Here is a 12801-nt window from a genome sequence, read left to right as displayed (position 1 = left end):
CGAGCAAGGTGATCGCCTGGTGTCCGTACGCGAGGAAAGGCTCCCGCGCTCGACGTCCGGCTGGGACAACGGAAAGAAGGTGGGAGGCCGCAAGCGGCACCTGGTGGTGGACTGTCTCGGCCTGGTTCTGGCGATCGTGGTGACCGCGGCGAGCGTGCAGGACCGGAACGTGTGCGGGCCGGTAGGCGGTCGCCTGGAGACCGGCGCCTTGGCGTTCGGCTGCGGCTCGCCGCCGCGCCGGTCAGCCGAAGGCGCGCTCGCTGTCCAGGAACCGGGACACGTGGTTCACGAACAGTTCGGGGTACTGGAACAGCGAACCGTGCCCGGAGTCGGGGTAGATGATCAGCTGCGCACCCGGAATGTGCTGCTGCAGAATGTAGGAGTTGATCGTCGGCACCATGACGTCGTGGCTGCCATTGACAACCAGGGTGGGCTGCTGGATGGTCTTCAGCTCGCTGAACCGCTCACCAACCTGCTCACGCCACGCCGCGATGGCCGCGACCTGGGCCTTGGTCACCTCCGGCCCGCTCAGCGGGTCGACATCAACGGTGCGCTGGTGGCGCCGCGCCCAGAACTCCTTGCCTGCCTGCTGGCTGGCTTCGGACGGCTCGAAGAACAGGAACAGGAAGTCCTCCATGGTCGGCACCGGATTCGCGGCCACCTCCAACGCCTTCGGATCCCGGCCTTCGGCTTCGCCGCCACGCGGTGCCGTGCCGACCAGCACGAGCCGGCGCACGAGCTCGGGGTGGCGCAGCGCCACCTCCTGCGCGACGTAGCCGCCGATGGAGAAGCCGAGAACGTCGGCCTGCGTTATGCCCAGCGCCCGGATGACCGCCGCGCTGTCGTCACCGAAGCCCTCGAACGTCTCCGGCACCTCGCCACTGGACCCAGCCACCCCGGCGTAGTCGAACAGGATCACTTCCCGGTTCGCGGCCAGCCCGTCGGTGACCGCCGGGTCCCAGTTGTCCATCCCACCGCGGAAGTGCACACAGAACACCAGGGGGGTGCCACCCGGCTTACCGAACCGACGGTATGCGTGCCGGACTCCTCCCACCTCCACGTACTGCGTGGGTGCGGTGACGTGCGTGTACGACATGTTCTGCTCCTTTGCTACTTATTCGCGTTACACCAGGACCGTTGTCGTCCTGTTCGGACCGGTCCTGGAAACCGATCGGATTCCTCACTCACAGCGAATGTAAACCGATCGGTACCCTCACCCTAACACCGGATGTAAACCGATCGGTACCCCTGGCATGAGGGGAAGATCACAGCGATGTGGCTCGCGACAGCGCGAAGCGCGCAGATACCGGACCCTCCAGGTGTAGATCACGTTCTGGAGCTGCAGTTCGCTGGCGGTGGGCGAACTGCGATGCGCCGGCCTGCGCGGTTGCGTCGGCTGTGGCAGATGGGCGACGGCTTGGGGCAGCGACGCCACCGTGACCAGTGCAGGCCGCGGCGAAGGTGCTCAGCCGGACTGGGGTGCGCAACCGCCATGACCAGGGTTGGCGGATCTCGTATCCCGTGAAGGCGATCGGAACGAGATGAGCGTTGCGGGTGAGGTCGATCTGCTCGCCCCTCAGTGCACCGCAGCCCGGCCGACGCCGCAATCGCCCTCGGCCTGCTGACTTCAGGATCACCGACAGCCTCACGGGCAGCCGCGGCAGCGCGGACTAGCCCACCTCGCAGTCAGCCATCCCGGCCGCCGTAACTACGGAGCGGGGTGTGATCTACAAATTGAACCCTCCCTCCGCTGAAGCAGGGGGATTCCTGGCTCAGGCTGCCTGCGGGCCCAGCGGACCTACGGGTCTTACACCCTCAACACCAGCCGGGTCGGAACCTGCCCGGTTCGGTACTACAAGCAAAGGAGTTGCTGTGCCAACCTGGCTCTCGCTCAGCACGGTGTGCGCGCTTGGTTCTCGCACCGCACACCGAGCAGCCTACCCGGTCGCGTGGACGGTCTTTCGCCCTGGAGGCGAAACCCCGTTGCCTGCCCTGCTCCGCAGGAGTCCGATTCATCCCCAGCCTGAAGGCCAGGGCATCCTCGGAGGAACCAGGTGAAGAGACGGGCACGGCGGCTGCAGTTCGTGATGTCGGTGGTGCTCGTGCTGGTCGGGACGCTGTGTCCGCGTAGGTGCGCCATCGCAGGTGGGCTCGGTGTCGGTGGCGTCTGCGCCAGTTGGACCAGTGCAGGACGTGTTCGGCATCGCGTTGGGGTGCGGGCAGGATCAGCAGCCTGAGCAGGCGCAGGAGTCCGTGGCAGGTGATGGGGACGAGGTCGGGCCGGTCATTGGCAGGGGCGTCGCATCCCCACGGACGCCGACACCCACCGGACCGGCATCGGCCGGACCAAGGTCACGAACTACAGCGCCGTGGCGACGGTAGGTCAGGCGCTGTCGGGGTGTTGAAGGCGGCCGAGCGCATCGGCACCTCCTTGATGAAGAGGATGGCGATCAGCGCCAGCAGCGCGAACGGCGCCGCGGCCAGGAAGACCTCGCCCACGCCCTTGCCGAAGGCGTCCTCGATGAACGGCCGCACGCCCGGCGGGATCAGACTGAGGTCCGGGATCGCCGAGTTCTTCAGCGACTGCGCCGCGGCCAGCGGCACCCTCCCGGCCAGCAGGTCCTGCGTCACCTGGTGGTTCACCCGGTTGCTGAACAGCGCGCCCAGCGCGGAGACGCCGCTCGCGCCGCCCATCGTGCGGAAGAAGGCGACCAGCGCGCTGGCCGAGCCCAGTTCCCGGACGGGCACGGTGTTCTGCACCGCCAGCACGAGGTTCTGCATCATCATGCCGATGCCGAGCCCCGAGAGCATCATCGAGACCGCCACCTGCCAGTACGCGGTCTCCGCGCGGGCTGTGCCCAGCAGGGCGAAGCCCGCGGTGAGGCAGACTGCGCCCAGCACCAGGAAGATCTTCCACCGGCCGATCCGCGTGATCAGACGGCCGGTCAGCAGGGAGGCGATGCCGAGGGCGAGCACCATGGGCAGGGTGTAGACGCCGGACAGGGTGGGTGATTTGTCCCGGGCCAGCTGGAAGTACTCGCCGAGGAAAGTGGTCTGGCTGTACATGCCGGCGCCGACGGTCACCGAGGCCAGACACGCGAGCGTGACCGTCCGGTGGCGGAAGAGGTGCAGCGGCACGACCGGCTCCGCGGCCCGCCGCTCCACGAGGACCGCAAGCGCGAAGAGCACGAGGCTGCCGCCGACCATCGCGCAGGTCTGCCAGGAGAGCCACGGGTACTTGTCCCCGGCCAGAGTGACCCAGACCAGCAGCAGGCTCACCGTCGCGGCGATCATCGTGGAGCCGAGGTAGTCCACCTTCACCCGCCGCTTCACGGTGGGCAGGTGGAGGGTCTTCTGCAGCAGCACCAGGGCGAGGATGCCGAACGGCACGCCGACGTAGAAGCACCAGCGCCAGCCGAGCCAGGAGGTGTCCACGATGGTGCCGCCGATGAGCGGTCCGGTGACGGTGCCGAGCGCGAAGACCAGGCCGAAGTAGCCGATGTAGCGGCCGCGTTCGCGCGGGGTGGTCATGGCTGCCACGCAGACCTGGCCCAGCGCGGTGATGCCGCCCACCCCGACGCCCTGGAGCACCCGGCAGGCGATCAGCTCACTGGTGTTCTGGGAGAGCCCGGCCAGCATGGAGCCGAGCACGTAGATGCCGAGGCCGAGCTGCACCAGCAGCTTCTTGCTGACCAGGTCGGAGAGCTTGCCCCAGAGCGGGGTGGTGGCGGTGAGGGAGAGCAGGGTGGCGGCGACGATCCAGGTGTACGCCGACTCCCTGCCGTGCAGGTCGTGGAGGATCGTCGGCAGCGCGGTGGCCACGATGGTGGAGGAGAGCATGGCCATGAAGAGCCCGAGCAGCAGCCCGGACATGGCGGAGAGGATCTCCCGATCGGACATCCCGCCATCGATCTCGCTGCTGCGCACGGACTGGCTCGCCTGGGTCCCACCCGGTGTTATGGCCCGGCTCACGCACATCTCCTCACCTTAGGTAGACAGGTCTATGCAGTGGAGGCGCGGCCAGGCTAGACAGATCTGTCTGACACGTCAATCCGGTTCCTCACGTCACGGCGTCAGCCGTCGGCCAGGCGTGGACAGTTCCACGACCGGTACCGTGGCTGCCGGCGCTCTTCGGCGGCGTCGCGGCTTTGATGCCCGCGGCTGACAGCGGCGGCTTGCCGGATCGGAGGTCGGGCATCGGCTGCGATTCCGTTCTCCGAGGACGAGGCAACCTGACGGCCGACCGCGGTGGTACCTCATCACGGCGCCCGCAGCGCGACTCCCACTGGCCAGTACGCGGCCCGCCTCCACCGGGAGGGACAGGTCCGCATGAGGACCTCGAGGGCGGCACGTCTACATGGGCCCTCTCCCGGTGGTGCAGTGACCGGCGCGAGCATCCCGCCACCAGAGAGTGCGAACTGACGTGGTCTGGGTGATCGCGTTCGGCCAGCCCGCCTCGATGGCCCCAGGCAGGCCCGTGAGCCCGAGTCGCAGCACACGATCAGCGCGCCCTTCAGGCCGCGGCGCTTGTGCCGAGTGAGAACGCACAGCCAGAACTTCGCCCCCTCGTCGTCCTGGACCCAGATCCCCTGCACGTTCTTGATGCCGTCGACGTCCACACCGATGACCAGGTGCGCGGCCTTGTTCACCACCGTGCCGCCGTCGCGAAGACCGGCGCCGGGGACACCTCGGCACCGTAGGCCTCCCGCAGGTGACCGCTGGTGTCCCGGCTGGGACATCGAGGCGGGCAGGACGGCAGGAGACTGTGCGCCACTTCCTCGCCCCTGAAGGCGTCAGGGGGCAGCGAAGTTGGCGGCTCTGTACTGGTTGGCTGGGGCGTGCGGGGCGGTCGGCGGGCTTGGGTGTGCCCACGGCGTGTGATGCCATCACGGCACCGCGGCGATCCGGCACCAGGAGAATGCAGCCCAGCGACCTCCGTGACGAACCGGCCGTCGAGGTGGCACTCGAGGCCGCACTGGTCCGGCAAGCCGCCGCTGCCGGCCGCGGGCATCGAAGCCGCGACGCCGCCGAAGAGCGCTGGCAGCCACGGTACCGGTCGTGGAGCTGCCCACGCCTGGCCGACGGCTGACGCCGTGACGTGAGGACCCGGATTGACGCATTAGACAGATCTGTCTAGTCTTGCCGCCTCGTATATACAGACCTGTCTACCTAAGGAGATCACGTGAGCCGGGCCATGACACTGGGCGCGACCCAGGCGAGCCAGTCCGTGCGCAGCAGCGAGATCGATGGCGGGCTGGATGCCGGCACCCGATCCAAGCCGGGAGGCAAACGCCTGTCCGGCACACCAGTGCTGTACCTGCTGGCCTCGGTGTTCGTCTCGCTGCTGGGCTCGTCGAGCGCGCCGACGCCGCTGTACGCCCTGTACCAGGCGCGATGGGGCTTCTCGCCGATCACAACCACCATCGTGTTCGGTGTCTACGCGCTGTCCGTGCTCATGTCGCTGCTGACCTTGGGCAAGCTGTCCGACCACGTCGGCCGCAGGCCCGTGCTGCTGGTGACGCTGCTGATCCAGGTCGCAACGATGGTGGTGTTCGCCACGACTGACGGCGTGCCCTCGCTGCTGTTCGCCCGTGTCATACAGGGCGTGGCGACCGGTGCTGCCATCGGCGCGGTCGGCGCAGGCATGCTCGACATCGACGCGAGGCGCGGCCAGTTGGCCAATGCGGTGTCGCCGACCATCGGCACGGGGACTGGCGCGCTTGTGTCGGCGCTGCTGGTGCGCTACCTGCCCGCGCCCACGCATCTTGTCTACTTCCTGTTGCTGGCGGTGTTCGCGCTGCAGGCGATCGGCGTCGCCCTGATGCGTGAGACGGTCACGCCGGCACCTGGTGCGCTGGCCAGCCTCAGGCCCGAGATCAAGCTACCGCGGGAGGTCGGCGCGCACGTGCTGGCCGCGGCCCCCGTGCTGTTCGCCGGATGGGCATTGGCCGGGTTGTACGGCGCCCTCGGCCCCGCGCTCGTCGCTACGCTGACCGGCGGCAACGCCGAGGTACTTGGGGGCTTGAGCGTGTTCGTGCTGGCCGGCGTCGCTGGGGTCGCGGTGGCCGTGCTGCGCAACACTCAGCCGAGAACGATGATGCTGATCGGGATCGGCTCGCTGTCTGTGGGCGTCGTCATCACCCTCATCGCGCTCGCTGTGGTGTCGCTGCCGTTGTTCTTTGTCGGCACCGCGGTTGCGGGGGCCGCCTTCGGTGCCGGGTTCCAGGGCAGCATCCGCACGGTGGTGCCGCAGGTCACGCCGCACGAGCGGGCCGGTGTGCTGTCGCTGCTGTACGTGGTCTCGTACCTCGGCTTCGGTGTGCCCGTCGTGGCGGCCGGTTTCCTGATCGTGCATGGCGCGGGTCTGCTGGGCGCGACCCGGGACTACGGTGTCGCGGTGATCGTGCTGGCGGCAGTGGCACTGCTCGCGCTGATGCGGGCCCGGCGTGCCGCTCGGTGACGGTGATCGGATCGGGGCGGGTATCCAGGCGCCTCGGCCGTCGAAGGTCCGGGTGACCACGGCGAGCAGGTTCTTCCCCTGTTTCGCAGCGGTGGACAGGTAGCCGCGTACGGCGAAGAAGCGTTCGGCGCCGAGCATCGCATCGTGCGCCAACCGCCGGCCCATTTCGCCTGCGGGTGCACTCTCCGCCACGACTACGCCGTGTAGTCTGTACCGACCTGTCTAGTCTGAAGGAATGATGGTGATGGCAATGGCGAGGACCGCGGCCAAGTCATCCGCGCGTGAGCGTCTGCTGGCCGCCGCCGACGAGCTGTTCTACGACGAGGGCATACGCTCGGTCGGTATCGACCGGGTGATCGAGCGTGCGGGCGTCGCGAAGGCATCCCTGTACAACACGTTCGGCAGCAAGGACAAGCTGATCCACGCCTATCTGAAGGGCAGGCACGAGAAGGTCGCCGCGCGCATTTCGGCGGCGGTCGCGGCTGCCGAGACGCCGAGGGAACGCTTGCTCGCGGTGTTCGACGCGCAGGGGGCGTCGTATGCCGATTCCGGCTTCCGCGGATGCCCGTTCGTCCGCGCCAGCGCCGAGGCCCGGCCCGGTGACACGGTGGACCAGGCGACGAGCGACTACCGCGCGTGGGTACGCGGCCTGTTCACTGAGCTGGCCGAGCAGGCCGGCGCGTCCGACCCGGCGGCGCTCGCCCGCGCACTACACATGGTCTACGACGGCTCTGTTGTGTCCGCCCGAAGTGACCACGACCCCGGCGCGGGTGCCGTCGCACGGGCCACCGCCGGTGTGCTGCTGGACGCGGCGCGGGGCTGACCCGCCGCTACGACGGTTCGGCAGGGGCTGCTGACCCCGGCCCCGATGCGTCAGCGGTCCGCATGGGCGAGCTGCCCCGAGTTTCGTAGAGCTTTGCGCAAGACGACCTGGCCACAGTGGGACGCGTCCGTGAATGATCAGCCGGCGACAGGTGAGCGGGACCTTCCGAGCCTGGTCACCCCCCGATTCGTCGGACGGGGCACCGAACTGCGGGAGCTGCTCGGGGCGCTGGCGCACCCTCCTGCGGTGGTGCTGGTGGAGGGCGAGGCCGGGATCGGAAAGAGCCGGCTGATCCGGGAGATGCTCGACGTGCCCGAGGTCCGCGGCCGGCGGGCGCTGGTGACAGCCTGCCCGCCGTTCCGCAACGCGCTCACCCTGGCCCCCATCGTGGACGCGCTTCAGCAGGTCGGCACGGACCTGGCAGGGCTCGAACTGAGCCCGCTCGCGGGCACGTTGCGTCCGCTCTTCCCCGAGTGGGCGGCCGAACTGCCGGCTGCGCCGGAACCGCTCACGGACACCGGGGCTGCCCGCCACCGCCTGATACGGGCCCTTGCCGAACTGCTCGACCAACTCGGGGTCGGGGAACCGGAGGTCGTCCTGGGTGTCGATACCCACAAAGACGTGCACGTCGCGGCGGTGGTCACCCAGCTGGGCGCATTGCTGGGGACGTGCCCCTTCCAGGCCATCGCAGCCGGTTACCGCGAACTGCTGGACTGAGCTCGTTCCTTCGGCTCAGTTCGCCGAGCCGGCGTGGAAGGCACTGATTCCTACGGCGCGGCCCTGTGCCGTTACCTGACCGCCGAGAACCTTCAGGTGATCGAGGTCAACCGGCCAGACCGTGCCGCGCGCCGCCGGTCGGGCAAGAGTGATGCGGTCGATGCGGAGGCCGCCGCCCGCGCCGTGCTGGGAGGCCGGGCCACGGCCAGCCCGAAGCACACCGGCGGGACGGTGGAGGGCCTACGCGTGTCCAAGACCGTCAAAGACTCCGCCGTAGGGCCCGGACCCAGGCAATCAACCAGTTCAAGGCGATTCTGGTGAGCGCTGACCCGGAACTGCGAGAGTCCCTGACGCAATTGAGTAACGTCGCGCTTTTCGATGCGTGCGCCCGCCTTGATCCGGAGACCACCGCCGTCCATCGGGCCCTGAACCGAATGTTCATCGCTGAAGTCGATTACGTAAGTACGCGACGGAGCACGATTGGCTCACCATCGTCCAGCTATGCGCCCGGCCCCAATCCGGTCGAGAGCATCTGATCGTTGCTCCGGCGCAGAACTACCGCCAACGTCGTCTTCCGCGATCGCGACCACCTTGTCCAAGCCGTCCGGCCTGCGCCGCATCCAACGACGCGACCTCATCGACGGTGCCTCGCTGAAACCAGTGAACCTTTCCCAGTAACGGATCATGGCGTTGTATGATCGTTCAGATGGTGCGGTCGTACTCGAGTTGGAGCAGGACGAGGGCTGCGGCGGCGATCTGTGTGATGCGGCTGGGGTCGAGGCTGATCCGGCGCAGGGCCTTGAAGGTGGTCTTGAGCAGGGAGTTGGCGCGCTCGCAGACGCCGTGGATGCCGCGGATGACCTTGTTTTAGGTCTGCTGGGCCTCGGTCAGTTCGCCTCCGGCGGGCTTCTTGTGCGGGTGGCGGAAGCCGTCGCCGGCGTTCTCGTAGCCGAGGTCGACCAGGGTCGGCATGTCCAGCTCGGCGGCGATCCGGTCGAGGGCGTCGATCAGGCCGTCGTGGCGGGCGCAGGTGGTGTCGTGCTCGCGGCCCGGGCGGACCGGCGAGACCCAGATCGGCCAGCCGTCCGGGGTGGAGATGACCTGCACGTTCCCACCGTGATGCCGGTGTTTTCCGGACCACCACAGGTCCGCGCCGTTGGGGCCGGGGGTGGCGACGCGGTCGGTGCGGATGACCGTGCCGTCGAGGTTCAAATGCGTCAGCCCGGCCGCCTTCGCGCGCTCCAACGCGGTCACGAGGTCCGGCGCCCAGGCCGCCAGCACGGTCAGCCCTTCGTGCAGGTAGCGGTATGCGGTGGAGGCCGACACCCCGTTGTCGCAGGCGAGTTGGGAAAGGCGGGTGCCGTCGATGAACCAGCGCAGGACGAGAACCGCCTGCCGGAAGCAGCCCAGCGCACGCCTGCCCTTGCGGGTTCCGGCCGCGATGCGGTGATCGCGCAGCAGCCGGGCCAGGTGCTCGGCGGTGGACCGCTTCACATCGAGCACGGCGGTGTATGTGACACTGATCGACACGTGAGGCCCCTCGGTCGGATCTTTCCTTCGCAAGATCGTTCCTACCAGGGGCCTTACGCCTGCCCGGACTTGGGGATGCCACGGGTCCGCAGCGCCAGCATCGCGATCACAGCGAGTGACGGGTGCTTACTGGGAAAGGCTCAGTCTCTCGCTCGACACGAACTCAACGGAAGATTCAGGTCATTCGGAATCGGCAGGCTTCAGCCGCAGAGAGAGGCTGTTGATGCAGTATCGCTTGTCTGTCGGCGTGTCAAATCCCTCACCCTCGAACAATTCCCCAAGATATGACCCACAACGAGCGCACCGAACCACGGGGTACGACAATCCATGCTGTTGCACTTCGACAGAATCGAGGTCCTTGGGGTCGTAGAACGCAGGCCAGCCACAGCGAGAGTCAAATTTCTCCTCAGAAGTGAAAAGATTAGCACCGCAGGCCCGGCAAGAGTAGACGCCTTCCTCCTTCGTATCGGTGTACTCTCCCGTAAACGGCGCTTCGTCCGTAGCACCACGCAGCACCCTGTACTCAGCGGGAGTGAGCTCCGCACGCCACTCGGGGTCTGATTTTTCGATATCGTACGCCATGACATCATCCTTCAAGGTTGAAATACTACTTCAGGAAGTAAGTAGCGATCGATGGATTGGTTTTGTATGTGCAGTTGAAGCGCTCCGGGATAGACAAGACGTTGACCTGTGAACCACCATTAAGCCCCTCGCCGCTATCGGCGAGTCTAGGAGCAGCTCAACTGCGTGGGCTCGTGGTCAGCCGGTGGGCCGGTCGTCGGTGCTGTGGGGCGTGTGCGCGTGGTCGGCTTGCACCGATGCCTTGATTTCCCGGGTGTTTTCCGCAACGTCGTGGCGAAGGCCCTGGATGTCGTTCAGGCCGTAGTCGTCGCCGTGGGCGGCCAGTTGTTTGCGGACGAAGGTCTTGGGGTTGAGGTCCTGGAAGTCGAATTCTTCGAACCCGGGGCCCAGTTCCTTGCGGATGTCCTGCTTGGCGCTCTCGGTGAATTCTCGGACTTTGCGGAGGACCCGCATGGCCTCGACGATCATCTTGGGGAGTTTGTCCGGGCCGAAGATGAACACGGCGACGACGGCGAGCGTGACCGCCTCGAGGGGACTCACATCGAATATCACCCTATGCCTCCTCAGAAGTTCGGGCAGGTGTTCTTGGAGTGTTCGGGGGACTCTCCACAAGGTCTGCGAGTGCAGTGGTCATGCGGTGTCGTCGGGGTGGGTGGCCGTGGGCTGGGCGGCTGCGAGGCCGGCGGCATGCACCGGTTGCGGGGAGTGCGGGGCGGGGGCGCCCGCAGGGGAGGGAGTCAGGTCCACCAAGGAGGCCTCGTCCGCGCCGAGTCCGTGGTCGGGATCCGCGGCCCGGCGGCGCGCCTTCGCGCGGTCGTGGAAGGTCGCAACAGCCAGGGCGACCAGGAACAGCAGGCTGATGGGCACGGCCAGAGCGGTCATGGTGATCGGATCGCCGGTCGGGGTGGCGACCGCGGCAAAGACGAAGACACTGAAGATGATGGCCTGCCATCGTCGCCGCAGAGCCGCGGCGCTGAGGATGCCCAGGAAGTTCAACAGGACCACCAGCAGCGGCAGTTCGAAGGACAGACCGAAGACGAGCAGCATGCGCAGGAAGAAGTCCAGGAACTCGTCCCCGGGCAGCGACAGGGAGAAGGCAACCGGGTTGAAGCCCGACAAAACCTCCACGGCCTTGGGGAAGACCACGTAGGCGAGGTATCCGCCGAAACAGAACAGGGGGACGGCTGCAGCGGCGAAGCCGAGCCCGTATCTCCTCTCCCGCTTGTACAGTCCCGGCGCGATGAAGGCCCACAGCTGGTAGCTCCACACCGGAGCGGCCATGACGAACCCGGCCGTCACCGCCACCTTGAAGCTCAGCGTCAGCGGGGACAGGATCCCGGTGTTGACCAGCAGACCGTTCGGACATTCCCGGGTCGGCTGCCCGACCCCGTGGACATTGGTCAAAGCACAGGCCGGGCCGGTGATCCGCCCGAGCAGCCAGTTGTGGACCAGCCACCCGACAACAGTGGTGACCACCAGAGCCAGCACCGAGACAGCCAGACGGTTACGCAACTCACGCAGATGCCCCGTCACCGGCATCACGCTCATGGCAGCATGCTGCGGTTGTTCAAAAGCGGTGGATCCGCTGTGGTGGGTGTCGTTCACCGTATACCCTCGGTTTCTGGTGGCCAGCGGGTGCGGCGGCGGTGCGCGGTCAGACTCGGTCAGCCGTTTCCGTTTCGATGTCCGCCTGGTTGCGTCCGGCCTCGGCCGGTACGGCCTGGATACTTGCGCGCGGCGCGGTGGTCGACTGGGCGGTGTCGGTCTTCATGGCGCTGACTTCGGACTTGAAGATGCGCAGGGACTTGCCCAGCCCGCGTGCGGTCTCGGGTAGTCGCTTCGCTCCGAAGAGCAGCAGCACGACGGCCGCGATGATCAGGATTTCCAGAGCACGGTTCTCAAACATGTGATTCTCGCTCCTACGGGCTCGGATGCCGGTTCGGTATCCGAGCTGCTTCTCGGTGAGGGGACAAAGCCGGTTTCGGCCAGGGCGGAGGTCGCGGGCCGCCTGGCAGCCGGGACTGGGGAAGACACCCGGTTCGGTAGGGCCGGGCGGCTCGAGTGGGAGCCGCCCGGGCCTACCGTTGGGCGCGGACTGTGCACGCTGCCGGCTGCGGCCGGTCCTCGGGCTGTCTGCGGTGCGGGCCAGGCTTAGCGCAGCGGCCGCAGGCCCTTGCGCAGTTCGTTGACGAACAGCGTCGGCTGCTCCCAGGCGGCGAAGTGGCCGCCGGTGGGGAGCGTGTTGTAGTGGATCAGGTTGGGGTAGGCCTTCTCGGTCCAGCTCTTGGGGGCCTCGTAGATCTCGTGGGGGAAGACGCTCACGGCCACCGGCAGCGTGACGCCCTTGGACGAGAAGAACTGGTGCTTGTTCTCCCAGTACAGCCGCGCCGAGGAGACCGCGGTGTCCGTCAGCCAGTACAGCGTGATGTTGTCCAGGAAGTCGTCCCGGCTCAGGCCGCCGGGGTTGCCGGCGAAGGCCTGCGAGATCAGTTCCATGCTGGCGTGGTCGTGGTCGAGCAGGTAGGACGCCAGACCGAGCGGGGAATCGGTCAGCCCGACCAGGGTCTGCGGACGCCGGCCCATCTGGTTGGCGTAGCCGACGTTCTTGTAGAAGAAGTCGAGCTGCGCGACCGTCCGCTTCTCCTCAAAGGAGAAGCCGGTGGTGTCCACCGGGTTGCCGACGAAGAGC

Annotated in this window: 10 protein-coding genes and 4 pseudogenes; 5 read left to right on the top strand and 9 right to left on the bottom strand. The window is 67.4% G+C overall.

The window, feature by feature from the left end:
- Window positions 1-55 precede the first annotated feature (55 nt).
- Window positions 56-169, top strand: a pseudogene (locus ABZ904_RS36160) (transposase); the annotation flags it as partial.
- 72 nt (window positions 170-241) lie between these two features.
- Here ABZ904_RS36160 and ABZ904_RS36155 read toward each other — a convergent pair.
- From ABZ904_RS36155 to ABZ904_RS36145, 3 genes and pseudogenes are all read right to left on the bottom strand, one after another.
- Window positions 242-1096: an alpha/beta hydrolase gene (locus tag ABZ904_RS36155; protein WP_361828247.1), complete on the bottom strand. Its 855-nt coding sequence runs from the start codon at window positions 1094-1096 to the stop codon at window positions 242-244.
- 1256 nt (window positions 1097-2352) lie between these two features.
- Window positions 2353-3900, bottom strand: a complete 1548-nt coding sequence (locus tag ABZ904_RS36150) for an MDR family MFS transporter (RefSeq protein WP_361828277.1) — start codon at window positions 3898-3900, stop codon at window positions 2353-2355.
- A gap of 525 nt (window positions 3901-4425) precedes the next feature.
- Window positions 4426-4670 (bottom strand): annotated as a pseudogene (locus ABZ904_RS36145) (transposase); the annotation flags it as partial.
- A gap of 512 nt (window positions 4671-5182) precedes the next feature.
- On the opposite strand from ABZ904_RS36145, the gene ABZ904_RS36140 reads away from it, so the two are divergent.
- From ABZ904_RS36140 to ABZ904_RS36125, 4 genes are all read left to right on the top strand, one after another.
- Window positions 5183-6460, top strand: coding sequence for an MFS transporter (locus tag ABZ904_RS36140; RefSeq protein ID WP_361828244.1), 1278 nt, complete (start codon window positions 5183-5185; stop codon window positions 6458-6460).
- A gap of 244 nt (window positions 6461-6704) precedes the next feature.
- Window positions 6705-7283 (top strand): TetR/AcrR family transcriptional regulator, encoded by a 579-nt coding sequence (locus ABZ904_RS36135; protein WP_360999939.1) that lies wholly within the window; start codon window positions 6705-6707, stop codon window positions 7281-7283.
- Window positions 7284-7412: 129 nt separating this feature from the next.
- The gene (locus ABZ904_RS36130; RefSeq protein ID WP_360999942.1) at window positions 7413-8000 is read left to right on the top strand and encodes an ATP-binding protein; all 588 of its coding nucleotides are present in this window, start codon (window positions 7413-7415) and stop codon (window positions 7998-8000) included.
- A gap of 33 nt (window positions 8001-8033) precedes the next feature.
- Window positions 8034-8321 (top strand): hypothetical protein, encoded by a 288-nt coding sequence (locus ABZ904_RS36125; protein WP_361828240.1) that lies wholly within the window; start codon window positions 8034-8036, stop codon window positions 8319-8321.
- A gap of 381 nt (window positions 8322-8702) precedes the next feature.
- On the opposite strand, the pseudogene ABZ904_RS36120 reads toward ABZ904_RS36125, so the two are convergent.
- The 6 genes and pseudogenes from ABZ904_RS36120 to ABZ904_RS36095 all read right to left on the bottom strand — a co-directional run.
- Window positions 8703-9503, bottom strand: a pseudogene (locus ABZ904_RS36120) (transposase family protein).
- Between the two features lie 207 nt (window positions 9504-9710).
- Window positions 9711-10112 carry a peptide-methionine (R)-S-oxide reductase MsrB gene (gene msrB / locus ABZ904_RS36115; protein ID WP_360999948.1) on the bottom strand — a complete coding sequence of 134 codons (402 nt, stop codon included), beginning with the start codon at window positions 10110-10112 and terminating at the stop codon, window positions 9711-9713.
- 177 nt (window positions 10113-10289) lie between these two features.
- Window positions 10290-10664, bottom strand: coding sequence for a sec-independent translocase (locus ABZ904_RS36110; RefSeq protein WP_360999951.1), 375 nt, complete (start codon window positions 10662-10664; stop codon window positions 10290-10292).
- A gap of 78 nt (window positions 10665-10742) precedes the next feature.
- A complete protein-coding gene (gene tatC, locus ABZ904_RS36105) occupies window positions 10743-11660 on the bottom strand; it encodes a twin-arginine translocase subunit TatC (RefSeq protein WP_361828236.1) in 918 nt (305 codons plus the stop codon).
- 106 nt (window positions 11661-11766) lie between these two features.
- Complete coding sequence (gene tatA, locus ABZ904_RS36100) at window positions 11767-12018, bottom strand: Sec-independent protein translocase subunit TatA (protein ID WP_360999957.1); 252 nt, start codon at window positions 12016-12018, stop codon at window positions 11767-11769.
- A 245-nt stretch (window positions 12019-12263) separates the two neighbouring features.
- Window positions 12264-12801: pseudogene (locus tag ABZ904_RS36095) on the bottom strand (epoxide hydrolase); the annotation flags it as partial.

The sequence above is a fragment of the Streptomyces sp. NPDC046900 genome, assembly GCF_040644975.1.
Taxonomy (GTDB): domain Bacteria; phylum Actinomycetota; class Actinomycetes; order Streptomycetales; family Streptomycetaceae; genus Streptomyces.
Note: the sequence above shows the minus strand (reverse complement) of the source record. Positions and strands in the feature narration are given on the sequence as shown.

Coding starts and splice junctions, on each gene's coding strand:
- ABZ904_RS36155 (WP_361828247.1), bottom strand. CDS start 1,096: ATGTCGTACACGCACGTCACCGCACCCACGCAGTACGTGGAGGTGGGA.
- ABZ904_RS36150 (WP_361828277.1), bottom strand. CDS start 3,900: ATGTCCGATCGGGAGATCCTCTCCGCCATGTCCGGGCTGCTGCTCGGG.
- ABZ904_RS36135 (WP_360999939.1), top strand. CDS start 6,705: ATGGCAATGGCGAGGACCGCGGCCAAGTCATCCGCGCGTGAGCGTCTG.
- msrB (WP_360999948.1), bottom strand. CDS start 10,112: ATGGCGTACGATATCGAAAAATCAGACCCCGAGTGGCGTGCGGAGCTC.
- tatC (WP_361828236.1), bottom strand. CDS start 11,660: ATGAGCGTGATGCCGGTGACGGGGCATCTGCGTGAGTTGCGTAACCGT.
- tatA (WP_360999957.1), bottom strand. CDS start 12,018: ATGTTTGAGAACCGTGCTCTGGAAATCCTGATCATCGCGGCCGTCGTG.